The following is a 23847-nucleotide window of genomic DNA, read 5'->3' as shown; positions in this document are numbered from 1 at the left end:
GCCGAAGCGGACGAAGGGCGACACCATGGCGGAGAGCAACGGCAGGACGGCGACCCGGACCGGCGGCAAGTACGTCGAGCCGGGCGGTGAGTTCACCCGGGACCAGCGCTACATCGCCACCCGGATCACCGTCGACGGGCGGGACGGCTACCCGGTCGAGCCGGGCCGCTACCGCCTGGTCGTCAGCCGGGCCTGCCCGTGGGCCAACCGCATGATCATCGTACGGCGGCTGCTCGGGCTGGAGGAGGCGCTGCCGATGGCGGTGGCCGGGCCCACCCACGACGCCCGGAGCTGGACGTTCGACCTGGACCCGGACGGGCGTGACCCGGTGCTCGGCATCGAACGGCTGGCCGAGGCGTTCTTCGCCCGCTACCCCGACTACGACCGGGGGATCACCGTGCCGGCGATCGTCGACGTGCCCACCGGTCAGGTGGTCACCAACGACTACGCGCAGATGACCCTGGACCTGTCCACCGAGTGGGGGGCGTACCACCGTGAGGGCGCCCCGCAGCTCTACCCGGAACACCTGCGCGCCGAGATCGACGAGGTGAACGCGGTCGTGTTCGCCGACGTCAACAACGGGGTGTACCGGTGCGGCTTCGCCGGCTCGCAGGAGGCGTACGAGAAGGCGTACCGGCGGTTGTTCGACCGGCTGGACTGGCTCAGCGACCGGCTGGCCGGCCAGCGCTACCTGGTCGGCGACACCATCACCGAGGCCGACGTGCGGCTGTTCACCACGCTGGCCCGGTTCGACCCGGTCTACCACGGCCACTTCAAGTGCAACCGGCAGAAGCTCAGCGAGATGCCGGTGCTGTGGGCGTACGCGCGGGACCTGTTCACCACCCCGGGGTTCGGCGACACCATCGACTTCGACCACATCAAGCGGCACTACTACGAGGTGCACCGGGACATCAACCCGACCGGAGTGGTGCCGCTCGGCCCGGACCTGGTCAACTGGCTCAGCCCGCACGGGCGGGAGGCGCTGGGCGGCCGGCCGTTCGGCGACGGCACGCCCCCGCCGCCCCCGCCGCCCGGCGAGCAGGTGCCGCCGGAACACACCCCGATCGGCTGAACCACCCCCACCAGGTGCGCCCCCGCCCGACCCACCGGGCGGGGGCGCACTGCCGTGTCCCGGGGGCGCCACCGCCTCCGGGCACCGGGCCGCCACACCGTGCCACCGACCCCGGTCGGGCGTGAACCGCCGTCGACTGCGGACACTGAGAGGTGCCACACATTCACCTTGGGTGCCCAAGAGTTAACACGATGGTCAATATGACCTGTTGGAGTGGGGAGGTCCGTCGCTGCGATTTCCGTCGATGGCGGACTCACGTCCACTACGGACTCCCCCCTTGAGGAGGAACGAGCCTTGCGCAAGCTGGGTAGCAGGACCGCACGTCTGGGCGTACTCGCCGGTGTTCTCGCCGGTGCGCTCGCCACCACCACCAACGCCGCCGTCGCGGCACCGGGCACCCCCGCCCCCGGACGGGACGCGCCCGCGCCGCTGCTGGCCGGCAGCGCGGAAGCCGCGCCGGACCGGTACATCGTCGTCCTTTCCGACAAGCCGGTCAGCGGCGAACGCACCGCCCGCCTCGCCCGCACCGACCAGTCGGCCGCCGCCGCCGAGCGGGCCGGCGGCACCGTGCTGAACCGCTACACCCAGGTCCTCGACGGGTACGCCGCCGTGCTGCCGCCGGCCGCCCTCGCCGCCGTCCGCAGCGACCCGGCCGTGCAGTACGTCGAGCGGGACACCCGGATCGAGGGCGGGTTGACCAGCACCACCCCGGACCGGACCGGACCGACGACGGCCCGCGCCGAGCGGGCCCAGGCCGGCGGCGCGTCCACCCAGGCCGTGCAGAGCAACCCGCCGTCGTGGGGGCTGGACCGCATCGACCAGCGCAACCTGCCGCTGAGCAACAGCTTCGGCTACACCACGACCGGTTCCGGGGTGACCGCCTACATCGTCGACTCCGGCATCCGGGCCACCCACGTCGACTTCGGCACCCGCGCCGCCGGGGTCTACGACGCGGTCGGCGACGGCAACGGCACCAACGACTGCCACGGCCACGGCACGCACGTCGCCGGCACCGTCGGCGGCACCACCTACGGGGTCGCCAAGTCGGTGACGCTGCGCGCGGTCCGGGTCCTCCAGTGCGACAACTCCGGGTGGAGCACCGACCTGATCGAGGGCGTCGACTGGCTGGCCACCAACCACGCGGCCGTCTCGGTGGCGAACTTCAGCCTCCAGGGCTACGGCACCTCGGCGAACACCTCGATCGAGAACCTGATCGACCACGGCGTGTACCCGGTCTTCATCGCCAACAACTTCAACACCGACGCCTGCACCAACGGCCCCCGGTCCAGCCGGGGCATCACCGTCGCGGCGACCGACATCAACGACAACCGGGCCTCGTTCTCCAGCTACGGGACCTGCGTCGACATCTTCGCCCCGGGGGTGAACATCACCTCCGCCGGCATCGCCTCGAACACCGCCGTCGCCAGCGGCTGGTCCGGCACCTCGATGGCGGCCCCGCACGTCACCGGTTGGCTGGCCCGCTACCGGCAGACCAACCCGACGGCGACCCTCGCCACCGCCAAGAGCGCACTGATCAGCGCCGCCACCACCGGCAAGGTGGTCAACCCGGGGACCGGCTCCCCGAACCGCCTGCTCTACGCCGCGCCGTGAGCGTGCCGGAGGGGCCCCGGGAAGTGTCCGGGGCCCCTCCGGGTCGGCGCTCAGTTCAGGGTGAGTCGTACGGCGGTGGTGAGGACGAGCTGGGCCAGCGCGGCCGGCACCAGCACCAGCCAGCACAGCCGCTGGAGCTGGTCCTCCCGCAGCCGGGGGAACGACACCCGCAGCCAGATGATCACGAACGAGACGGCGAACACCTTCAGCAGGGTCCACAGCCAGCCGAGCTGGGCGTCGGCGAACGGGCCCTGCCAGCCGCCGAGGAACAGCACGGTGGTCAGCGCGGCGATCACCACGATCCCGACGTACTCGGCGAGCAGGAAGAACGCGAACCGCAGCCCGGTGTACTCGGTCATGTAGCCGAACACCAGCTCCGAGTCGGCGACCGGCATGTCGAACGGGGGCCGCCGGATCTCGGCCAGCCCCGCCACGAAGAACACGATCATCGCGGGGGCCTGCCAGAGCAGCCACCACGGCTGCCACGCCTCGACGATCCCACCGAGGCTCAACGTCCCGGCCGCCACCGCCACCGAGGCGGCGGCCAGCACCAGCGGCAGCTCGTAGCCCAGCAGTTGGGCCGCCCCGCGCAACCCGCCGAGCAGGCTGTACTTGTTGGCCGACGCCCACGCCGACATCAGCACCGCCACCACACCGACCCCGACCACCGCCAGGACGAAGAACAAGCCGATGTCCAGCGGCTGCCCGACCAGGTCGTCCGGGCCGAGCGGGATCACCAGCAGCACCAGCAGGTAGGGCACCAGGGCCACCACCGGCGCCAACCGGAACACCGCCCGGTCCGCCTCACGCGGGGTGATGTCCTCCTTCTGGACGAACTTGATCCCGTCGGCGACGAGCTGCGCCCACCCGTGGAAGCCACCGGCGTACATCGGGCCGAGCCGGCCCTGCATGTGCGCCATCACCTTGTGCTCGGCCTGGCCGACGATCAGCGGCAGGGTCAGGAACGCGACCAGCACCCCGCCGATCCGGATCACCAGCTCCAACCAGGTCGGCATCAGGCCGTACCCCCCTCGTCGCCAGCCTGGTCACCGCGCGCCGGGCCGTCGCTCGTCCCCGGCCCGTCGGGGGCCGGGCGGGCGGTGGCCGCCGGGTCGTCGCCTGCCGCGCCGGGGCCGGGGGTACGCGGCGGACGGGCCCCCGGGGCCGGCCGCTCCCGGGGCGCGCGGGCCGCAGCCCTGTCACCCACCGTCACCGGGCCGGCCGGGGCCGGCACCACGCCCCACTCCCCCGGAGCGGGCACCCCTGGTGGGCGGACCGCCCGGCGACCCCCGCCGGCCTCGGACTCGCCCGGCTCCTTCGCCCCCGGCCACGGCTTGGCCACCCGGGAGGCGAGCACGAACTCCTTGCGCAGCGGATGCCCCTCGAACTCGGGCGGCAGCAGCAGCGGGGCCAGCCCCCGGTGGCCGGTGAAGTCGACACCGAACATCTCGTGGGTCTCCCGCTCGTGCCAGGCCGCGCCCGGGAAGACGTCGACCACCGACGCCACCGTCGGCGTCTGCCTCGGCACCCGGGTACGCAGCAGCACGCCGTGCCGGTGCCGGGTCGACCACAGGTGGACCACCACGTCGAAACCGTCGGCCAGCTCGTCGACGGCGGAGAGCCAGTCGAAGAAGTCGCAGGCCAGCTCGGCGTCGTCGCGTACCGCGCGGAGGGTGTCCGCCCAGGCCGCCGGGGGTACGTCGACGGTGGCCCGGGCGTGGGCCTGCCCGCCGGACACCGACGCGGTCGCCTCGACCGGCGTGAGCAGCGCGACCACCCGCCGACCGACCTCTTCCGGAGTCATGCGGTTGATCCTATGGCCGCCGCCCCGACGCCGGGCCCGCCCGCCCGGTCGTACGCGCCCGGCGGACACCTGGATGAGGTGAACGGACGGCCCGCGCCACGGTTCCGACGGGTGGCGGAGCGGGCATCTGGCGCTTTGTCAGGCATGACGACGTGGGTCGGGGAAAGATGGGGCCGTGCGCGCTGTGACGGTGACTCCCGGGGTCCGCGACTCGCTGCGGCTGGTGCAGGACTGGCCGGAGCCGCCGGCCGAGGAGGGCGCCATCCTGGTCGAGGCGCTCGCCGTCGGCATCTGCGGCACCGATCAGGAGATCATCTCCGGGGACTACGGCGAGGCCCCGCCCGGCCAGCGGGAACTGGTGCTCGGCCACGAGTCCCTCGGCCGGGTGCTGGAGGACCCGACCGGCACCCTGCAACCCGGCGACCTGGTGGCCGGCATCGTCCGCCATCCCGACCCGGTGCCCTGCCCGAACTGCGCCGTCGACGAGTGGGACATGTGCCGCAACGGCCGGTACACCGAGCACGGGATCAAGGGGCTGCCCGGCTTCGCCCGGGAACGGTGGCGGGTGCAACCGAAGTTCGCCGTCGGGCTGGACCCGGTCCTCGCCCCGGTCGGCATGCTGCTGGAGCCGGCGAGCGTGGTGGCGAAGGCGTGGGACCACATCGCGCAGATCGGCACCCGGGCCGAGTGGAAACCGCAGACCGTACTGGTCACCGGGGCCGGGCCGATCGGGCTGCTGGCGGCCCTGCTGGCCGTCCAGCGTGGCCTGTCGGTGCACGTGCTGGACCGCAACACCACCGGCCCCAAGCCGGACCTGGTCCGGGCGCTCGGGGCGACGTACCACACGGTGCCGGTCGACGAGCTGGACTTCGAGCCGGACGTGGTGGTCGAGTGCACCGGCGCGCCGACCGTGGTGCTGGAGGCCATGTGCAAGGTCGGCCCCGCCGGGATCGTCTGCCTGACCGGGGTGTCCAGCGGGGGCCGGACCATCGACTTCGACGCCGGGGCGCTCAACCGGGCGCTGGTGCTGGAGAACAACGTGGTGTTCGGCTCGGTCAACGCCAACCGACGGCACTGGGACCTGGCCGCCCAGGCGCTCGCCCGGGCCGACCAGTCCTGGCTGAACGCCCTGATCACCCGCCGGGTGCCGGTGTCGGCGTACGCACAGGCGTACGCCCACGCCGACGACGACATCAAGGTGGTGCTGGAGTTCGGGCTGTGACGCCCGACGGGCCGGCTCAGATGCCGGGGAGCCGACCGTTGCGGAACAGATCGACGAAGAGCTGGTGGTCGGTGCGGGCCCGGACGCCGTACGCGTGGGCGAACTCGACCAGGTGCCCGACGAAGCCGTCGGTGTCGTCGCCGATCGCGGCGACGATCGCCTCCTCGGTCGAGTAGTCGACCAGGTCGTGGCTGGACTCGTCGTCGGCGACCGAGTGCATCCGGGCCACCGCGCGACCCAGGTCGGCGAGCACCCCGGCCAGCTCGTCCGGTTCGTTGACGTCCGACCAGTCCAGGTCGGCGGCGTACGGGGAGACCTCGGCGACGAGCTGACCGGCCCCGTCCAGCTCGGTGAAGCCCAGCCACGGGTCGGCGTGCGCCTGCAAGGCCCGCTGCGACTCGGCCGTGCGGTGCCCCTGGTGGCGGAAGTAGCCCCGGACCCGCTCGTCGTCGATGTGCCGGGCCACCGCCGGCACCTGCGCCTGCTTCATGTAGATGACGACGTCGTTCTCCAACGCCTCGGTGTGCCCCTCCAGCAACAGGTTGTACGACGGCAGCCCGGCCGAGCCGATGCCCACCCCCTTACGCAGCACCACGTCCTTGATCCGGGTGGCGACCGGCCGCAGCCGGGCCGTCGAGGGGGGCAGGGTGTCCAGGTACCCGGTGAACGCGGCACACACCTTCTTGCGGGTCTTCGCGTCGACCTCGAACACCCCGTCGCCGAGGGAGAACCGCCGCTCGTAGTTGTCGACGGTGGTCTGCGCGGCCAGCAGGTCGACCCGGGTGTTCAGCCGGGCCTCCTGGAGCACCCGGCGCAGCACCCCGTCGGCGTTGTCCAGGGTGATCGAGCCGATCGCGTCGTCCCCACCGGCGGCGATGGCCCGCAACTCCGTCAGGTACGACCGGGCGAGGCCGGTGACCAGCTCGCCGATCACCTGGTCGGACAGGGCCTTGGCGTAGCCGATCAGGGCCACGCTGGCGGCGAGCCGCTTGAGGTCCCAGGAGAACGGCCCGACGTACGCCTCGTCGAAGTCGTTGACGTTGAACACCAGGCGCCCGGAGGCGTTCATGTAGGTGCCGAAGTTCTCGGCGTGCAGGTCGCCGTGGATCCACACCCGGCTGGTCTGCCCGTCGAGGAACGCGTCGTCGGCGAAGTCGCCGCGCTGGTCGGCGTAGAACAGCGAGGCGCTGCCCCGGTAGAAGGCGAACGGGGAGGCGGCCATCTTGCGGAACTTCCGGCGGAACGCCGCCGGGTCGAGCGCCATCGACGCGCCGAACTCCTCGGTCAACACGTCGACGATGAAGGCGGACCGTCGGTCCACGGAGTCGGTCATGCCCCGCACGCTAACCCCCACCCGCCACCTCTCCCCCGGACCCTGTCCCCACCCGGCGCTCCGCCCCGCCCGCCCCGCCCGCCCCCGCCTCGGTGATCAAGAGGTTCGCGTCAGTCGATCAAGAGGTTCGCGTCAGATTCGCGCGGAATGGTGACGCGAACCTCTTGATCAACGGGGGCGGGACGCCGGCCGAGACACAGCGAGGGCAGAGCGGGGCGCAGCGGGGGTTCAGCCAGGAAGGCCGGGAGGGCCGTAGGAGTGGGTCAGGAGGGGGCCGGAGGGCGGACCGGGGGGGCGGTCAGGGACTCGACCGGACGCGGGGCGGTGTCGGCGGGCGAAGCCAGCGGGTCGGTGCGGTCGACGCCGCCGATGCCTGACTGTTCGGCGGCGATCTTCTCCTGGAGGCGGAGGATGCCGTGCAGGAGCGCCTCCGGGCGGGGCGGGCAGCCGGGCACGTAGACGTCGACCGGGATGAGCTGGTCGACGCCCTTGGTCACCGAGTACGAGTCCCAGTAGGGGCCACCGCAGTTGGCGCAGGACCCGAAGGAGATGACGTACTTCGGCTCGGGCATCTGGTCGTACAGCCGCTTGATCGCCGGAGCCATCTTGTCGGTGACCGTGCCGGAGACCACCATCAGGTCAGCCTGCCGGGGCCCGTGGGCGAACGGGATGACGCCGAGCCGGATGAAGTCGTGCCGACCCATGCTGGTGGCGATGAACTCGATCGCGCAGCAGGCCAGGCCGAAGTTGAACACCCAGAGCGAGTAGCGGCGGCCCCAGTTGAGGACGAACCGGATCGGCTCGCCGAGCACTCCCGGCAACTGCACGACCGCCTCCCGTCCCCGCTGACCCGCTGTCCACCCAGGGACAGTCAACCACAGTCGCCCGGCGTCACCCCCGGACCGGCCGGGCCCGTCCCGCCTCCCGGCGGACCCGTCCGACGTCCCGGCGGACCGACCCCGGCCAGGCGCGGACCCGTCCGACGTCCCGGCGGACCGACCCCGGCCAGGCATGGACCGACCGGCGCCACCTCCCGGCCAGGAACAGGCCGGCCAGCTCGACCGTCCCGGCCACCCGGTCGCGACGAGCAGACGCAGGGCTCACCAGGTGGGGCGTTGCAGCAGCCCGACGAACTCCACCAGCAGCCGTTCCCGCAGCGCGGCGGGGGCGGCGTCCAGCAGGGTGTTCACCACCGCCATCCGGTCCGGTGGTCCGGCACCGAGCCCCAGGCCGGCGGCGAGTCCACCGATCAGCTCGGGGGTGAGCGCCTCCGGAGTCAACGATCCGGCCAGGGCGACCAGGTCGGCCGGCAGCTCGACCGGCCCGGCCCGGCGGGCGGCGGCCACCGCGGCGGCCAGGTCCGGGCCGAACTCGGCCGCCCGGGGGGCCACCGAGGCGGTCACCGTGAGGTGCACGCTGGCGGGCAGGTCCGCGTACCGGAGCTGGGGTTGGGTGTGCCAGCCCCGGGCGGTCAGCTCGTCGACTAGGACGAACAGGTCGAGCGCCGGATCGGTGCTGGTGAAGCAGACCACGGTGGACTCCGGTTCGGCCATCAGCCGCAGCCCGTCGACCCCGCGTACGGCGGCGGCCAGGGTGTCGACCGCGTCCCGGGTGGTGGCGGCCAACCGCAGGTAGCCGTCGTCGCCGAGGTGCCGCAGCGTGGCGTACGCGGCGGCGATCGGGCCACCGGAACGGGTGGAGGCGAGCACCGGGTTGACCATGGTGTAGCCGGGCCAGTCGGCGTACGCGAAGTACTGCGGGGAGCGCAGCGTCGCGTCCCGGTGCAGCAGCACCGACACCCCCTTCGGGGCGTACGCGTACTTGTGCAGGTCGACGGAGATCGAGGTGACCCCGTCGACGGTGAAGTCGAACTGGGGCACCGGCACGCCGAGGCGACGCAGGTAGGGCAGGGTCCAGCCGCCGAAACAGGCGTCCACGTGGCAGCGCACCCCGGCCGCCGCCGCGACCTGTGCGATCCCGGCCACCGGGTCGACCACCCCGTGCGCGTACGACGGGGCGGAGCAGGCCACCAGCACCGTCTGCGGGCCGATCGCGGCGGCCATGTCCGCCACCGACGGGCGCAGGGTGACCGGGTCGACGGGAACCGCGTCGAGGGTGACCCGTAGCAGGTGGGCGGCCTTGGCGAAGGCGGCGTGCCCGCTGGCCGGCACCACGATCCGGGGTGCGGTCAGCTCCGGACGGGCGTCCCGGGCGGCCTTGACGGCCAGGATCAGCGACTCGGTCCCACCGCTGGTGACGCTGCCGACCAGGTCCGGCGCGGCGCTGCCCGGTCCGCCGCCGAGCAGTGCGCCGGCCGCCCCGACGAGCCAGTTCTCCATCGCCAGCAGGGACGGGAAGGCGGTCGGATCCAGCCCGTTCACGTGTGCGCTCTCCGCGTGGGCCGCCGCCCCCAACGCGTCGAGCCCCGCCACCCCCGGGTCGTACACGTAGGCGAACAACCGCCCCCCGTGCACCGGCCGATCCCCTACCCGCAGCTGCCGAATCTCGTCCAGCACCCGCTCGGCAGGCACCCCGTTCTTGTCGATCATGGACTTGTGGTGGCCTTTCCGTGGATTTTCGCGGCTTTCGTCCCCGCCACAACTCCATGATCGACGAGGCCGGGGGAGGGTGGGGGGAGGTAGGGGTGGGGGCGGAGGAGGAGGGTGGCGGGGGCGATCAGGAGGGCGGGGACGGCGGTGAAGCCGAGGAGGACACCCAGGCGGGCGGTGTCGGACTGCGCGGCGGCGGTGCCGGTGGCCGAGGAGACGTAGCCGGACAGGGCCAGGACCAGGCCGTAGATGCCGGGGCCGAGGGCCAGGCCGAAGGTCTCCCCGGCGGTCCACAGGCCGGTGAACACCCCCGCCTGGCGGCGTCCGGTGCGCGCGGTCGAGGCGGCCACGCAGTCGGGCAGCAGGGCCAGCGCGAAGACCTGCTGGCCGGCGTACCCGACGCCGAGCAGCGCGACCACCGCGTAGACGGCGACGGCGGGCAGCACCGGCGCGGCCAGCAACGCCGCCGCACCGGCCGCCAGCAGCAGCGAGGCGGCGACCAGCGCGGTCTTCTTGCCCAGCCGGGCGCCGAGCCGGGTCCACAGCGGCATCACCAGCAGCGCCGGCCCGACGAAGCAGGCGAACAGCACGGTCGGCCCGGTGGTCGGGTCGCGCAGGATCTGGGCGGCGAAGTAGCTGACCCCGGCCAGGATGGTCGCCACCCCGGCGGACTGGACGACGAAGCACAGCAGCAGCGCCCGGAACGGCCGGTCGGCGGCGACCACCGCGAGCTGGGCGCGCAGCGTCGGCTCGGTGGCGGTCACCGTGCCGGTCGCCGCCGACCGGGTGCCGAGGAACACGCCGAGCGCGCCGAGCCCGATCAGCACGGCGACGAACACCCCCATCCAGCGGTGCCCGGCCACCCCCTCGCCGCCCGCGGTCACCACCACCGGGGCCACCGCGCCGGAGATCAGGATGGCCAGCGCCAGCACCGCGACCCGCCAGCCCATCAGCCGGGTACGCTCCGCCGCGTCGTCGGTCAGCTCGGCGGGCATCGCCACGTACGGCACCTGGAAGAAGGCGAACGCGGTGGCGGTGGCGAGGAACGCGACGGCCACGTACGCCCCGGCGGCCGGCCCGACGCCGAAGGGCGCGGCGAAGATGGCGGCGAAGAGCACCGCCAGGGCGAGCCCGGCGCCGAGCAGCCACGGCCGGCGCGGCCCCCAGCGGGAGCGGGTGCGGTCGGAGATCCGCCCGGCAACCGGGTTGACCAGCACGTCCCACGCCTTCGGCAGGAGCACCAGCAGGGCGGCCAGCCCGGCGGCCACCCCGAGCGTGTCGGTCAGGTAGGGCAGTAGCAGCAGGCCGGGCACGGTGCCGAACGCCCCGGTGGCCAGCGAGCCGAGCGCGTAGCCGACGTGCACCCGACGGGGCAGCCCGCCGGCGGGTGGGGAGCCGGGCCCGGCCGGTGGCGCGTCCATGCGGCCGAATGCTACTCACGTTACCGCCGGGTCACCGCCCCTCATCCGGCCACCATTTGGCGGCATCCAGATCCACCCCGGCCCCGCGCAGCGGGCAGCCCTCGGCCCGCAGCAGGGCCCGCGCCCGCGCCTCGTGCCCGGGTGGCAGCCGGCCCGCCGCGTTCACCACCCGGTGCCAGGGCACCCCGCCACCGTGCCGGGCCATGATCGAGCCGACCAGCCGGGCCGAGGCCCGCCCGGAGCGCTCGGCCAGCGCGTCGGCGATCGCCCCGTAGGACATCACCCGGCCCGGCGGGATCCGCTCGACCAGCGCGAGCACCGCCTCCACATACTCCTCAGGCGTCACGACCGGCCAGGATATGGGAACGCGACGGGGTCCGCCGGCACCGACCGCGCAGAATGGGCGGGTGCGCGAAGCAGTCACCCAGGCCCGACGGATCGTCGTCAAGATCGGTTCGTCCTCGCTGACCACCGCGACCGGCGGCCTGGACGACGCCCGGGTCGACACCCTGGTCGACGCCCTCGCCTCGCTCGCCGCCGCCGGCCGCGAGGTGGTGCTGGTCTCCTCCGGGGCGATCGCCGCCGGGCTCGCCCCGCTCGGGCTCCCCCGCCGCCCGCGCGACCTGGCCACCCAGCAGGCCGCCGCCAGCGTCGGCCAGGGCCTGCTGATCGGCAGGTACGCGGCCGGCTTCGCCAGGCACCGGCTCACCGTCGGGCAGGTCCTGCTCACCGTCGACGACGTGACCCGGCGGGCGCACTACCGCAACGCGTACCGGACCCTGCGCAAGCTGCTCGACCTGCGGGCGGTGCCGATCGTCAACGAGAACGACACGGTCGCCACCGAGGAGATCCGGTTCGGCGACAACGACCGGCTGGCCGCCCTGGTCGCCGCCCTGGTCGACGCCGACCTGCTGGTGCTGCTCTCCGACGTCGACGCGCTCTGGACGGGCAACCCGACCCGCGCCGGCAGCACCCGGATCACCGAGGTACGCGGCGAGGCCGACCTGGCCGGCGTCGACATCGGCGGGGCCGGCCGGGCCGGGGTCGGCACCGGCGGCATGGTCACCAAGGTCGAGGCGGCCCGGATCGCCACCGGCTTCGGCATCCCGGTGGTGCTGACCGCCGCTCCGCTGGCCGGCGACGCACTGGTCGGGGAACCGGTGGGCACGTTCTTCCACCCGGCCCGACGACGCCCGGCGGCCCGGCTGTTCTGGCTGGCGCACGCCACCGCACCCCGGGGCCGGCTGCACCTGGACCCGGGCGCGGTGCAGGCCGTGGTGGGCCGGCGCAAGTCGCTGCTGCCGGCCGGGATCACCGCCGTGGACGGCACCTTCACCGCCGGCGACCCGGTGGACCTGGTCGACGTCGACGGCGCGTCGGTGGCCCGGGGCCTGGTCAACTACGACGCGGTGGAGTTGCCCGGCCTGCTCGGCCGGTCCACCGGGGAACTCGCCGCGGCGCTCGGCCCGGCGTACGAACGTGAGGTCGTCCACCGCGACGACCTGGTTCTGCTGTGACGTCAGGCGTCCCGCGCGGGCGCTTCCGGAAGATCCGAAGGAGTACCCAATGAGCGTCGTCGAGCAGGCCCGGCGGGCCCGGGACGCGGCGGAGGCCCTCGCCGTGGCCACCCGTACGGTCAAGGATGCCGCGCTGCACGCGATGGCAGACGCGCTGGTCGCGCGTACGCCGGAGATCCTTGCCGCGAACGCGGCGGACCTGGCGGCCGGGCGGGAGGCCGGGCTGAGCGCGGCCGTGCTGGACCGGCTCGCGCTCGACGCGGACCGGGTAGCCGGCATCGCCGACGCGTTGCGCCAGATGGCCGCGCTGCCCGACCCGGTGGGCGAGGTGGTCCGGGGTTCGACCCTGCCCAACGGGCTGGAGCTGCGGCAGGTGCGGGTGCCGTTCGGGGTGGTCGGGATCATCTACGAGGCCCGGCCGAACGTGACGGTGGACGCCGCCGGCATCTGCCTGAAATCCGGCAACGCGGCGCTGCTGCGCGGGTCGTCGTCGGCGGCGCACTCCAACGCGGCGCTGGTGGCGGTGCTGCGCGACGCGGTCGCCGGGGCGGGCCTGCCGGCCGACGCGGTGCAGTTGCTCGACGCCGGCTCCCGCGACTCGGTCAAGGAGCTGATGCGGGCCCGGGGCCTGGTCGACGTGCTGATCCCGCGCGGCGGCGCGTCGCTGATCCGCACCGTGGTCGAGGAGTCGACGGTGCCGGTGATCGAGACCGGGGTGGGCAACTGCCACGTGTACGTGGACGCCGCCGCCGACCTCGCCAAGGCCGTCGCGATCACCCTGAACGCCAAGACCCAGCGCCTGTCCACCTGCAACACCGCCGAGTCGCTGCTGGTGCACGCCGAGGTCGCCGACGCGTTCCTGCCGGCGGTGCTGGCCGCGTTCGCCGAGGCCGGGGTGACCGTGCACGGCTCACCCGAGGTCGCCGCGTACTCCCCTGCCGTGGTGGCCGCCACCGACGAGGACTTCGCCACCGAGTACCTCTCGGCCGACATCTCCGTCGCCGTGGTCGACTCGCTCGACGCGGCGGTCGCGCACATCCGCCGCTACGGCACCGGGCACACCGAGGCGATCGTCACCGACTCGCAGGCCGCCGCCCGGGAGTTCGTGGCCCGGGTGGACGCGGCGGCGGTGATGGTCAACGCCTCCACCCGGTTCACCGACGGCGGCGAGTTCGGTTTCGGCGCGGAGATCGGCATCTCCACCCAGAAGCTGCACGCCCGGGGCCCGATGGGGCTGCCGGAGCTGACCTCCACCAAGTACGTGGTGACCGGCGACGGTCACCTGCGCTGAGCCGCCCGGGGACCGGAGGCTGCGGACCCGCGGGTCACCAGGTGCCGGGCTCGTCGTCGGTCGGCGGCGGGGCCGGCCGGGACCGGCGCACGACAGGCGAGCCGGGTGGCGTCACCGGCGAGCCCATCGGGGCGATCGGGGAGCCGGGCGGGAGGACCGGGCCGATCGGCCGGCAGGCGCGGATCGCGGTGAGCGTGGTGTGCACGTCGAACTGGTGGCCGTCGTCGCTGTCCCAGCCGCCGTCGCTGCGTTGGGTCTCGGCGAGCCGTCGGCGGGCCGACACCAGCACCCACTGCTCCTCGCCCACCTCGACCCGGCGCAGCGTGGCGGCCAACGCGGCCACGTCGGCCGGGGAGAGCTTCGGGATGCGCTCGGCCAGCACCGCCTGGATCCGGGCCGACTCGTAGTAGAGCTGCTGGCGGTGCAGCACGGCCGCGCTCAACCAGCCGGCGGCCAGGAACGACGGCCAGCTGCCGTCCGGGGCGAGCTGACCGGCCAGGGCCTGCGCCGCCGCCTGCACCACCCCGGCGTACGCGCCACCGACGCGGTGGTCAAGCGGGCCGGCGGCGCGGGCGTCCCGACCGGCGACGCTGAGCCAGAAGGCGGCGTTGGCGGAGAGGTAGAGCCGGGCCTCCGGGTCGCCCGGGGTGGCCCACTCGGGGGCGCTGCCGGCCAGCCTCGGGTCCTCGTCCCAGCCGCCGTCGGGCAGTTGCCGGGCGGCCAGCCAGTCCAGGGCGTGCCGGGCCGCCGGCCGGCCGAGCGCGCCGAGGTCGTCCAGCTCGGCGAGGCGGAAGCAGGTGGCGTCGATGGACGGCACGTCACCGCCGAGCAGGGCCGGCCAACCGCCGTCGGGGGTCTGCCCGACCTCGGCCGCGTCGAGCAGGTCGGGGGGTACGGGCGCACCGGTACGCAGCCGGGACAGCCGGGCGCGGTCCACCGCGTCGCCGTGCGCCACGACGAAGCCGACCGCGGCATCCAAGTCCACCACAGTGCTGACGCTACCGGCGCGAACGCGATCCCGCCTCGGGGAATCGGTCGGGGCCGGGGACGGTTCGGCACCGCCCCCGGCCCCTGGCCCGGGTCAGTACGCCGGCAGCGAGGGATCGATCTGCTTGATCCAGGAGAGCACCCCGCCCTGGACGTGCACCGCGTCGCGGAACCCGGCCGCCTTGAGCGCGGCGAGCGCCTCGGCGGAGCGGACCCCGGACTTGCAGTGCAGCACGACCTGCTTGTCCTGCGGGAGCTTGGCCAGCGCCTCGCCCGAGATGATCTCGCCCTTGGGGATCAGGGTGGAGCCGGGGATGCGGACGATCTCGTACTCGGCGGGCTCCCGGACGTCGACCAGGAAGATGTCCTTGCCGGCGTCCTGCCACTCCTTGAGCTCGGTGGCGGTGATGGTCGCGTCGACGATCGCCTCCTGGGCGGCCTCGGAGACCGCGCCGCAGAAGTCCTCGTAGTCCTCCAGCAGGTCGGTGACCGTGGGGTTCTCCCCGCAGAGCACGCAGTTCGGGTCCTTCCGGACCTTGATCTTGCGGTAGCTCATCTCCAGGGCATCGTAGACCATCAGCCGGCCGACCAGCGGCTCGCCGATCCCGGCGAGCAGCTTGATCGCCTCGTTGACCTGGATCGACCCGATCGACGCGCAGAGCACGCCGAGCACACCACCCTCGGCGCAGGACGGCACCATGCCGGGCGGCGGGGGCTCCGGGTAGAGGCAGCGGTAACAGGGGCCGTGCTCGGCCCAGAACACCGACGCCTGGCCGTCGAACCGGTAGATCGACCCCCAGACGTACGGCTTGCCGAGCAGCACCGCCGCGTCGTTGACCATGTAGCGGGTGGCGAAGTTGTCGGTGCCGTCGACGATCAGGTCGTACTGGGCGAAGATCTCCCGGACGTTCTCCCGGTCCAGGGCGGTGTTGTGGATCTCCACCTGGACCAGCGGGTTGATCTCGCGGATCGACGCGGCGGCGGACTCGGCCTTGGACCGGCCGATGTCGGAGACGCCGTGGATGATCTGGCGCTGGAGGTTGGACTCGTCGACGGTGTCGAAGTCGATGATGCCGAGCGTCCCGACCCCGGCGGCGGCCAGGTACATCAGGGCCGGCGAACCGAGGCCACCGGCACCCACACAGAGCACCCGGGCGTTCTTCAACCGCTTCTGCCCCTCGACCCCCACATCGGGGATGATCAGGTGACGGGAGTAGCGACGGATCTCGTCAACGGTCAGCTCGGCGGCGGGTTCGACGAGCGGGGGCAACGACACGGTGGACTCCCCGGTGATCGGCTGATGGCGAACCGGGCCATTGTTGCTCGGACGACCACCCTTCGGCCATGAGCAGTGACACCCCGTCCGACATACGGGAGCGGGAATATCTCAACTGCCGGGTACGAGATCGCCGGAGTAGAGCGAGCCGTCGACGTACGGCCAGGCGTTCGCCACGCAGCCGTCCAGGCCGTACGTCTGCTGCTGCATCACCGGGGCCGGCTCGCCGTGGCCGGGGCAGGCCTGGTGTTCCTCGCCGAGTTCGTGCCCCACCTCGTGGTTCACCACGTACGTCCGGTAGACCGACAGGGGTGCGCCGTAGTCCGGCACCGCCTCCATCCAGCGGGCCAGGTTGATGACCACCCGGCCGGGCAGCCGGCAGGAGGTGTAGCCCTCGGTGTCCAGCCCGCCCTCGGCGCACATCCGCTCCGAGGTGGCGGGGGTGGCGAGATAGATGGTGAAGTCGGCGGCGGCGGCCTCCGGCACCCGCTGGAAGCGCAGCTCGCCGGAGCGGATCCAGCTGTTCGGATCGCCGAGCGTGGCGTCCACGGCGGCGGCGAACGCGTCCACGTCCTGCCCGGTGTCCTGCTCCACCTCGATCCGGTAGCGGTGCAGCGGGCCGTCGAAGCCGTACACCTCGGAGCGGCCCTCGGCGGCGGTGAAGCGGCCGGGTCCGCTGTGCGGATAGGCCACGGTGGTGCGCTCCTCGCGTACCCCGTCGGGCAGCCGACCACCGCCGGCCCCGTCGGCCACCCGGCCGGCGACCTGCTCGGGGCTGCCCGGGTCGCGCTCCGGCTGGAGGGTGACGAACCCGCCCACACCCGCGCCGAGCAGGGCCAGGCCGAGCAGGGCGGCCCGCCGTCGCCGACGGCGCATCCGGCGGCTGCGGCGCGGCCCGACGCCCGGCTCGCCATGCCACCATGCCGACCGCGGGTCGACGTGCCGCGGGCGGGCCCGGTACGGCTCGGCGTGACGCTGGTCGGGCCGGCCGGCGGCCAGCGGCTCCGGGCGCTCGGCGGACTCGGTGCTCACCCGGCCAGCATGGCAGACTAATCGGGCATAAACCCGCTATTGCCGCAATCTACGAGAACATGTTTCACTTATCCGGTAACCGCCCGTCAGCCGGCAACCGGCCGGACACCCGCCCTGGAGTTCAGAGCGCCGGGCCGGCATACCGGCGGCCGTCGCGGTACGGCCACGGGTTCGCCGTGCAGCCCCGCAGGAACAACGACTGCTGCTGCATCACCGGCGCCGGTCGACCCGCCCCCGGGCACCCCTCGTGGCGGTGGCCCAACTGGTGGCCCACCTCGTGGTTCACCACGTACGTCCGGTAGACCGGCAGCGGCACCCCGGCCCGGACGAAGTGCGGCACCGACGTCCGCCACCGGTCCAGGTTGATGATCACCTTCCCCGGCGCGCGGCACGACGTGTAGGGCACACCACCGACCCGGATGTCCACACCCCCGGCCCGGCACAGCCGCCCCGCCGTGCCGCGGGTCGCCAGCAGCACCGTGAAGTCGGACGGCGCGTTCCCCGGCACCCGGCGCAGCCGCAACCGGCCGCCGTCCACCCAGCTCCCCGGCCCGGCCAGGGCCGCCTGCACCTGGTCGGAGAATTCCCGGACGTCCTCGCCGGAGCCGTCCTCCACGGCCACCCGGTAGCGCTGCAGTCCACCCGAGCGGCCGAGCGTCGACCCGTCCCGGTCGTCGTAGCGGAACGTACCCCGGCCGGCCACCGGCACCGGACCGGACAGCGCCGACGGCGGCACGGTCGCCGCCGGGACCACGGCACCGGCCGACGCCGACGTGGGCACCGGCCCGGCCGACCCGACCCCGCCCGGCGCACCGACCGGCCCGGCCCCGACGACCGGCCCGCCACCACCGAACGGCCTGCCCGCACCGAACGCCGCCCCGTCACCGAACGACCCGGCGGCACCGGGCGGTCCGGGGGTGACACCGGACGCGGGTACGCCGGGCACGCCGGCCGGGCCCGCCGCGTAACCGGTTCCCCGCGGGTGGCCGACGTCGTTCGGGCCGGCCGGTGTCGTCGGCGGACCGGCGACCGGTCGGCCGGCAGCCGGCGGCGGGGTGGCGACGGCCAGCCCGCCGGAGGTCACCAGCAGCAGGAGCACCAGCGCCATCGGACGCCACCGGACGGTGCCGGACGCCGGCTGCGGGAACCGGATCGGACGCGGGCCACGGGAGGGGAGCGCAGACATCCGGCTCAGGATGCCACGCCGGGACGCCACCATCCGTCATCACCGGACCCCGGCGCGTCATCACCGGGCAGGGCCACGGGACGCTGCGGCGACGGGCCCGGCGTCGACTCGGCGAGCAGGTGCAGCACGGCGCGGGCCACCGTACGCGGCACCTCCAACTGGGCCACGTGCCCGACGTCGGCGAGCATCATCAGCCGGCTGTCCGGGATGACCCGGGCGGTCTGCGGGGCCACCCGGACGTCCACCAGCCGGTCCTTCATCCCTCCGACCACCAGCGTGGGCGCTGCGATGCCGGCGGCGATCCGCCACAGCGACTCCGGCCCCGGCAGGTACGACCGCAGGAAGCTGGCGACCAGCCCACGGAACGTACGCACGTACGCGGCGGCGTAGTGGGGCGCGTCGTAGCGGACCCGGATCTCCTCCAACGCCTCCTGCCGGCGCTGCTCGCTGATCCGGCTCAGGTCGGCCACGCACGCCTCCATCGCCTGCTGGGCCATCACCTCCGGGGCGAGCTGGGCGAGCCGCCAGGCGGCCAGCCGCTCCCCACGCGGAATGGCCAGCAGCGGCAGCATCCGCCCCTGCAACGAGCGGCCGAAGTTCAAAAACGGCAGCGCCGGGGAGATCAGCGTCAGGGTTCGCACCAGGTCCGGCCGGCGACCGGCGACGTACACCGAGACGGCGCCGCCCAGCGAGTTGCCGAACAGGTGCACCGGGCCCCGGCCGGAGTGCTCGATCCAGCGCACCACCCGGTCGGCGAAGGCCGGGATCGTGTACCGCAGCCCCGGCTCACTGCGCCCGAAGCCCGGCAGGTCGATCGCCTGCCCGTCGAGCCGGCCGGCGAGCAGGCCGGCGAGGTCCGTCCAGTTCTGCGACGAACCACCCAGCCCGTGCACGTACAGCGCCGGTTCCGCGTCCGGGCCGGTGGCCGGGGTGTCCCGGACGTAGGTGACCGTGCCGTCGAGACGTACCGGCCGACCCGGCCAGGGCGGGGGCAGCCGGTGCGGGGGCAGGTGCTCCTCGGGCCAGAGGGCGGCGCGTTTCATACCGGCAAGTGTTCCCGTTCCGGCCCCGTACCGACAATGTGGCCGGTCAGGCGAGCAACGCCTCCAGCCGACGGTTGACCGCCGCCAGGGTCGCCCGCACCACCGCCTGGCGCGGGTCCCCGGAGACCAGCGCCGAGCCGGCCAGCTGCTCCACCCAGCCGTCGCAGACCAGCAGCACCACCACGGTCGCCACCTCGCAGTTGCCGAACGGCACCACGGCGGCGTGCTCGACGAAGCACCGCCCCCGTTCCGCGGTGCGCTCGGCGTGCCGCAGCAACTCGTCGACCGCAGCGGCGGCGGCCACCGCGCACAGCCGCAGGACGTACCCGTCCACGGCCGGGCCGGTGGCATGCCCGGAGGCCGGCTCACCGGCGGTGAGCAGGCGTACCTCGACGTTGGCGTCCAGGCCGAAGGTGCTCACCTGGACGTGGTCGATGACCACCCGGGGCCCCGGCACGCCGCCGGTGTCCAGCGGTCGCGAGGGCGCGGTCTCCGTCGTGGTCATCTGCCCGCCCGAGTACGACGCGTTGAGCGTCGCCGGGCTGCCGGTGGGCGGCAGCGCGCCCGGAAGGGTCTCCTCCACGCTGGCCCGTCCCCGGTGCGGGGTCGACTGCCGGCGTCGCCGGGGCACCCCGGACACCGTCGGTGACTGCTCGGCCGGCGGGTCCTCGACGTCGCGTGCCGTGCCGCCGGTCGCCGCGTCGGCGCGTACCCCGGCGGCCGGTCGCTCCGCACCGGGCCGGGCGGCCGGTGGCTCCGCCGCCGACCGGGCCGGATCGCCGGCCGACCGCTCCCCTGCCGGGCTCGACACCCCGGCGGTCGGCTCGACGACACGGGGTTCACCGGTACGGCGGCGCATCGGCGGTGGCACCGCGGCGCTCGGTTCACCGGACAGGCTCTGCGGTGCGGCGGCGAGACCCATCCGCTCCTGGAGCAGGCGGGCCACCAGCCGGCTCACCTCCGCCGGGTCGGCCCCGTCGGACAGGTCGAGCCGCAGGCTGTGCGCCCCGGCCGGGGTACGCCGCAGCGCCGCGTCGCGGACCCCGGCCACCTCACGGACGGCGTCCAGGATCGCGTTGACGTCGAAGCCCTCGGGACGTTCCCGCAGCGGCGCGGGCTCGTCGTCGCGGCGCAGGTGGGTGGCGATCCGGGCGAGTTCCGGGGTCTCGGCGGGGGGCTCCACGGCTGGCGGCTCCGGCACGACGGGCACGTCCGGTTCGGCGGGGACGCGCTGCGGCAGCACCGCCGTGCCCCGGTCCGGTCTCCGTCCGTCCACCACCGGCTCGGTCGTGGTCAGCGGGTCGGGCGCGGATCGGCGGGCCGCGTAGGGGGGCGCGCTCGTCGGGGCGGGCGCGGAGGGGATCTGGTCCAGGCGGCGTGGCCCGCTCGTGGCGGGGGCACCGGCCGTGGAGGCGGGCTCCGGCGGGTGGCCGGGCAGGTCGGTGGGGGCGGCCGGCTCGGTCGGCACCGACCGGAGTCGGAACGGCTGGTCGGTACGGCCACCCGGGGAGGTCGCCGGCCGGAGCGACGGTTCGTCGCGCGGAAGCCGGAACGGCTGGTCGGCGCGGACGGCGGCGGGCAGCGTGGCGGCCCGCTCGTCCCGCAGGACGGTGGGCTCGTCGCGGATCGGGGGCGGCACGGCACCACCCGGCTCGTCCCGACCGGCGGGCTCGTCCCGGGGCAGGGGCGGCGGTCCGGCCGGCACGTCCCGGAGTGCGGGGGGTGTCTCGGCGGGCCCTCCCGTCGACCAGCCGGGCCGGTCGGCGGGGTGCAACCGTTGCGGCGCGGACGGCTCGACGGGCGACCGGTCCCGCTCGCCGGGAGCGGACCAGTCCCGCCCGGCCGGCTCGGACCAGTCCCGCCCGGACCGATCGGACCAGTCCCGCCCGGCCGGGTCGGACCAGTCCCGCCCGGCCGGGTCGGACCAGTCCCGCTCCGGCCGGGTGCCCCGCTCGGACCGGTCCGGGCCGGGCCGGTCGTGCTCGGAGCGGTCGGTGGGCCCGTGCCGTTCCGGCCGGTCGGCGCGCTCGTCCAGGTTCGGCAGGGGGTGTTCCCCGGTGTGCCCGGACCAGGCGCGCTCAGGGTTGTCGACACCGGGTCGCCCCGGGGCGACCCGATCGACGCCCGACCGTTCCCGACCGGACCGCTCGACGGTGGGCTCCGGCAGGGCCGGCGGGGTGGCCGGTTCGGTCCGGGTCAGCTCGTACGGGCGGGGCACCTCGGTGCGCACCGGCTCGTACGGCCGGGCGGGCTCGGCACGCACCGGCTGGTACGGCCGGGCGGGCTCGGCACGCACCGGCTCGTACGGGCGGGCGGCCTCGGCCGACCACTCCGCCGCGCGTTCGGCGCGGGTCCGTCGGCCGGCCGGGGGTTCCTCGTCCCGCGACCAGGAGGGGGCCCAGGTCCCGCCCCAGCTCGGCCGGTTCCAGCTCGGTCCGGACCAGTCCGGCTCGTCCGGCCCGGCGGTCGTCCGACGCTCGTCGGGCGTCGGCTCCCCGCCCCGGTGCTCGGTGCCGCGCGCACCGGTGCCCCGGGGGTCGGTCCCGGGCGGCCCGGTGCCGGCGAGGGGTTCGGGACGGCCGGTCCCGCGTGGTCCGTCCGGCCCGGCGAAGCGGTCGCGGGGGTCGTCGGCCGGGGCGGCGCCGGTCCCGCCCCGCTCGGGGGCATGGAAGCCGGGGGGCACCTCGAAGCCTGAGGCGGCGGTGCCCACCGGGGGGACCTGCACCGCGGGTGGGGCCGAGGTGGGCAGGTCGCCTGCGGACCGGTGGGCCGGCCGGGGTGCGGCGGGGTCGTCGGCGGTGTGCCGCGCGGCCTCCGGGTCGGGCGGGGACGCCGGCCGGGGGGCCGGCACGACCAGCCGGTCACCGTCGGTGACGCGGGGATCGACCACGGGGTGACCCGGCCCGCCGGGCGGGGCGCTCACCGGGCGACGCAGCGGGGCCGGGAAATCCGGTGCCGAGTCGTGACCATTGCGGTGGGCCCGACCGTTGCGGGGTGTCTCCTCGTCGGCCGGCGGGGTGGCGAACGGCGCAGGTAGATCACCGTGCCGTGCCGGCTGGCCGCCCCAGCCGCCGGCGGGGTCGGGTCGGTTCCACGGCGACCCGGCCTCCCGGTAACCCGGGGCGTCGCCGCCGCCGGACCACCCGGTCGTAGGTGCCCACCCACTGACGGAACGGGCCAGGTCGTCCTGCTGACCCGTCCCGTCGCCGTGCTCTCCCGGGGTGGCGGCACCGGGTTGCCCTGATTCACTCACCGCGCGCTCCTTGGTCGCCCCCGCTGAGGCTACCGTGTGGTGACAGTGGCGATAAGTTACAGCGGCGGGCCAATTCCGGGGCCGGGGTGAGTGCCCTGACCGGTACGGGGTAAAAGTGCCGGCTGGAATGACGAAACTCGGAGGTTCCCATGACCGCTGTGGGGAACGGTGCGCAGACTGCCGGCCGGCCCACCCGGCTGCCCCGTTCAGCACGCCGTAAGCAGCTACTCGCGGCGGCTCAGGAGGTGTTCGTGGCGCAGGGGTACCACGCCGCCGCCATGGACGACATCGCCGAGCGGGCCGGGGTTTCCAAGCCGGTGCTGTACCAGCACTTCCCGGGAAAGATGGATCTGTATCTGGCGCTGCTCGACACGCACTGTGACGCCATCGTCGCCAAGGTGCACGACGCGATGCGCGGCACCAACGACAACAAGGAGCGGGTCGGCGCGTCGGTGCGGGCCTACTTCGACTTCGTCGACCACGAGAGCGAGGCGTTCCGGCTCGTCTTCGAATCCGACCTGCGCAACGACCCGGCCGTGCGACAGCGGGTCGAGCGGGTGGAGCAGGGCTGCATCGCGGCGATCACCGACACCATCATCTCGGACACCGGGGTCAGCCGGTCGCACGCCGAACTGCTCGCCTCCGGCCTGGTCGGCGCGGCCGAGACCGCCGCCCAGTTCTGGCTGGCCGGCGGCCGGCAGGTGCCGAAGGCCGAGGCGGAGGCGCTGGTCGCCGCCCTGTCATGGCGGGGCATCGCGAGCTTCCCGCTCCAGGGTGAGTCGGCCTGAACATCCGGCTCCGAGATCGGATAGCCTTCCGATCGGCGGCTATCTCGCCCACCTGAGGAGGCACACGTGGAGGTCAAGATCGGCGTGCAGTACGCGCCGCGCGAGCTGGTTCTGGAGAGCGCGCAGTCGCCGGCCGAGATCGAGCAGATCGTGACCGACGCCTTCGCCAAGGCGGAGGGGACGCTCTCCCTGACCGACGAGAAGGGTCGACGGGTCATCGTGCCGGTCACCAAGGTCGCCTACGTCGAGATCGCCGAGGCGTCCGCCCGCGCGGTCGGTTTCACCGTTCGCTGAACCGGTCCGACCCTGCGGCGGGCGCTGCCCGCCGCAGGGCGACCCGGTGACGCGGGTCACATTTATCACCCCTGCCGAAAAGCCGGCCATCCAGGTCAGGGGCGTGTACCCACCCGCTCGGGTAGGATGAGGTAGTTGCCGTGGGCGCCGATCTGATCGAAGTCCTGC

The 23847-nt window shown here is 74.3% G+C and carries 19 protein-coding genes and 1 pseudogene; 7 read left to right on the top strand and 13 right to left on the bottom strand.

Features of this window, described 5'->3' with window-relative positions; genetic code table 11:
• The first annotated feature begins 25 nt into the window (after nucleotides 1-25).
• Both ACN260_RS02240 and ACN260_RS02235 read left to right on the top strand, forming a co-directional pair.
• Nucleotides 26-1072, top strand: coding sequence for a glutathione S-transferase family protein (locus ACN260_RS02240; RefSeq protein WP_422754515.1), 1047 nt, complete (start codon nucleotides 26-28; stop codon nucleotides 1070-1072).
• A gap of 294 nt (nucleotides 1073-1366) precedes the next feature.
• The gene (locus ACN260_RS02235) at nucleotides 1367-2683 is read left to right on the top strand and encodes a S8 family peptidase (protein WP_422754514.1); all 1317 of its coding nucleotides are present in this window, start codon (nucleotides 1367-1369) and stop codon (nucleotides 2681-2683) included.
• A gap of 50 nt (nucleotides 2684-2733) precedes the next feature.
• Here ACN260_RS02235 and ACN260_RS02230 read toward each other — a convergent pair whose 3' ends face one another.
• Entirely contained in the window at nucleotides 2734-3699 is a 966-nt protein-coding gene (locus ACN260_RS02230) for a complex I subunit 1/NuoH family protein (protein ID WP_088644755.1), read from the bottom strand.
• Nucleotides 3699-4487 (bottom strand): NADH-quinone oxidoreductase subunit C, encoded by a 789-nt coding sequence (locus tag ACN260_RS02225; protein WP_422754513.1) that lies wholly within the window; start codon nucleotides 4485-4487, stop codon nucleotides 3699-3701. The genes ACN260_RS02230 and ACN260_RS02225 overlap by 1 nt, the downstream gene beginning before the upstream one ends.
• Before the next feature lie 175 nt (nucleotides 4488-4662).
• On the opposite strand from ACN260_RS02225, the gene ACN260_RS02220 reads away from it, so the two are divergent.
• On the top strand, nucleotides 4663-5709 hold the full coding sequence (locus ACN260_RS02220) for a glucose 1-dehydrogenase (protein WP_422754512.1): 1047 nt from the start codon (nucleotides 4663-4665) through the stop codon (nucleotides 5707-5709).
• Nucleotides 5710-5725: 16 nt separating this feature from the next.
• On the opposite strand, the gene ACN260_RS02215 is transcribed toward ACN260_RS02220, so the two are convergent.
• The 5 genes from ACN260_RS02215 to ACN260_RS02195 form a co-directional block, all read right to left on the bottom strand.
• Complete coding sequence (locus ACN260_RS02215) at nucleotides 5726-7042, bottom strand: DUF2252 domain-containing protein (protein WP_422754511.1); 1317 nt, start codon at nucleotides 7040-7042, stop codon at nucleotides 5726-5728.
• 263 nt (nucleotides 7043-7305) lie between these two features.
• Complete coding sequence (locus ACN260_RS02210; protein WP_422754510.1) at nucleotides 7306-7869, bottom strand: NADH-quinone oxidoreductase subunit B; 564 nt, start codon at nucleotides 7867-7869, stop codon at nucleotides 7306-7308.
• 273 nt (nucleotides 7870-8142) lie between these two features.
• Complete coding sequence (locus tag ACN260_RS02205) at nucleotides 8143-9591, bottom strand: pyridoxal phosphate-dependent decarboxylase family protein (protein ID WP_422754509.1); 1449 nt, start codon at nucleotides 9589-9591, stop codon at nucleotides 8143-8145.
• Nucleotides 9588-11012, bottom strand: coding sequence for an MFS transporter (locus tag ACN260_RS02200; RefSeq protein ID WP_422754508.1), 1425 nt, complete (start codon nucleotides 11010-11012; stop codon nucleotides 9588-9590). The genes ACN260_RS02205 and ACN260_RS02200 overlap by 4 nt, the downstream gene beginning before the upstream one ends.
• 31 nt (nucleotides 11013-11043) lie before the next feature.
• Nucleotides 11044-11358: an MGMT family protein gene (locus ACN260_RS02195; protein WP_145921789.1), complete on the bottom strand. Its 315-nt coding sequence runs from the start codon at nucleotides 11356-11358 to the stop codon at nucleotides 11044-11046.
• A gap of 13 nt (nucleotides 11359-11371) precedes the next feature.
• Between ACN260_RS02195 and proB the strand changes: the two genes are divergently transcribed.
• Complete coding sequence (gene proB / locus ACN260_RS02190) at nucleotides 11372-12529, top strand: glutamate 5-kinase (RefSeq protein WP_422754507.1); 1158 nt, start codon at nucleotides 11372-11374, stop codon at nucleotides 12527-12529.
• A gap of 49 nt (nucleotides 12530-12578) precedes the next feature.
• A complete protein-coding gene (locus ACN260_RS02185; protein WP_422754506.1) occupies nucleotides 12579-13820 on the top strand; it encodes a glutamate-5-semialdehyde dehydrogenase in 1242 nt (413 codons plus the stop codon).
• A 169-nt stretch (nucleotides 13821-13989) separates the two neighbouring features.
• On the opposite strand, the pseudogene ACN260_RS02180 reads toward ACN260_RS02185, so the two are convergent.
• The 6 genes and pseudogenes from ACN260_RS02180 to ACN260_RS02155 all read right to left on the bottom strand — a co-directional run.
• A pseudogene (locus ACN260_RS02180) lies at nucleotides 13990-14808 on the bottom strand (hypothetical protein); the annotation flags it as partial.
• Nucleotides 14809-14901: 93 nt separating this feature from the next.
• Nucleotides 14902-16083 (bottom strand): adenylyltransferase/sulfurtransferase MoeZ, encoded by a 1182-nt coding sequence (moeZ, locus tag ACN260_RS02175; protein ID WP_204924813.1) that lies wholly within the window; start codon nucleotides 16081-16083, stop codon nucleotides 14902-14904.
• A gap of 111 nt (nucleotides 16084-16194) precedes the next feature.
• Nucleotides 16195-17115, bottom strand: coding sequence for a DUF3152 domain-containing protein (locus tag ACN260_RS02170; RefSeq protein WP_422754505.1), 921 nt, complete (start codon nucleotides 17113-17115; stop codon nucleotides 16195-16197).
• A 121-nt stretch (nucleotides 17116-17236) separates the two neighbouring features.
• On the bottom strand, nucleotides 17237-18301 hold the full coding sequence (locus ACN260_RS02165) for a DUF3152 domain-containing protein (RefSeq protein ID WP_422754504.1): 1065 nt from the start codon (nucleotides 18299-18301) through the stop codon (nucleotides 17237-17239).
• Nucleotides 18302-18306: 5 nt separating this feature from the next.
• On the bottom strand, nucleotides 18307-19344 hold the full coding sequence (locus ACN260_RS02160) for an alpha/beta fold hydrolase (protein ID WP_422754503.1): 1038 nt from the start codon (nucleotides 19342-19344) through the stop codon (nucleotides 18307-18309).
• A 46-nt stretch (nucleotides 19345-19390) separates the two neighbouring features.
• Nucleotides 19391-22597, bottom strand: a complete 3207-nt coding sequence (locus ACN260_RS02155; protein WP_422754502.1) for a hypothetical protein — start codon at nucleotides 22595-22597, stop codon at nucleotides 19391-19393.
• Between the two features lie 149 nt (nucleotides 22598-22746).
• Here ACN260_RS02155 and ACN260_RS02150 point away from each other — a divergent pair, with 149 nt between their 5' ends.
• On the top strand, nucleotides 22747-23385 hold the full coding sequence (locus ACN260_RS02150) for a TetR/AcrR family transcriptional regulator (protein ID WP_422754501.1): 639 nt from the start codon (nucleotides 22747-22749) through the stop codon (nucleotides 23383-23385).
• 66 nt (nucleotides 23386-23451) lie between these two features.
• Nucleotides 23452-23679, top strand: a complete 228-nt coding sequence (locus tag ACN260_RS02145) for a DUF3107 domain-containing protein (protein ID WP_088644741.1) — start codon at nucleotides 23452-23454, stop codon at nucleotides 23677-23679.
• Nucleotides 23680-23847: the final 168 nt, after the last annotated feature.

Source organism: Micromonospora sp. WMMD708 (genome assembly GCF_049315245.1).
Lineage (GTDB): Bacteria > Actinomycetota > Actinomycetes > Mycobacteriales > Micromonosporaceae > Micromonospora > Micromonospora wenchangensis.
Note: the sequence above shows the minus strand (reverse complement) of the source record. Positions and strands in the feature narration are given on the sequence as shown.

Coding starts and splice junctions, on each gene's coding strand:
- ACN260_RS02240 (WP_422754515.1), top strand. CDS start 26: ATGGCGGAGAGCAACGGCAGGACGGCGACCCGGACCGGCGGCAAGTAC.
- ACN260_RS02230 (WP_088644755.1), bottom strand. CDS start 3,699: ATGCCGACCTGGTTGGAGCTGGTGATCCGGATCGGCGGGGTGCTGGTC.
- ACN260_RS02225 (WP_422754513.1), bottom strand. CDS start 4,487: ATGACTCCGGAAGAGGTCGGTCGGCGGGTGGTCGCGCTGCTCACGCCG.
- ACN260_RS02215 (WP_422754511.1), bottom strand. CDS start 7,042: ATGACCGACTCCGTGGACCGACGGTCCGCCTTCATCGTCGACGTGTTG.
- ACN260_RS02205 (WP_422754509.1), bottom strand. CDS start 9,591: ATGATCGACAAGAACGGGGTGCCTGCCGAGCGGGTGCTGGACGAGATT.
- ACN260_RS02200 (WP_422754508.1), bottom strand. CDS start 11,012: ATGGACGCGCCACCGGCCGGGCCCGGCTCCCCACCCGCCGGCGGGCTG.
- proB (WP_422754507.1), top strand. CDS start 11,372: ATGGGAACGCGACGGGGTCCGCCGGCACCGACCGCGCAGAATGGGCGG.
- ACN260_RS02185 (WP_422754506.1), top strand. CDS start 12,579: ATGAGCGTCGTCGAGCAGGCCCGGCGGGCCCGGGACGCGGCGGAGGCC.
- ACN260_RS02165 (WP_422754504.1), bottom strand. CDS start 18,301: ATGTCTGCGCTCCCCTCCCGTGGCCCGCGTCCGATCCGGTTCCCGCAG.
- ACN260_RS02160 (WP_422754503.1), bottom strand. CDS start 19,344: ATGAAACGCGCCGCCCTCTGGCCCGAGGAGCACCTGCCCCCGCACCGG.
- ACN260_RS02150 (WP_422754501.1), top strand. CDS start 22,747: ATGACCGCTGTGGGGAACGGTGCGCAGACTGCCGGCCGGCCCACCCGG.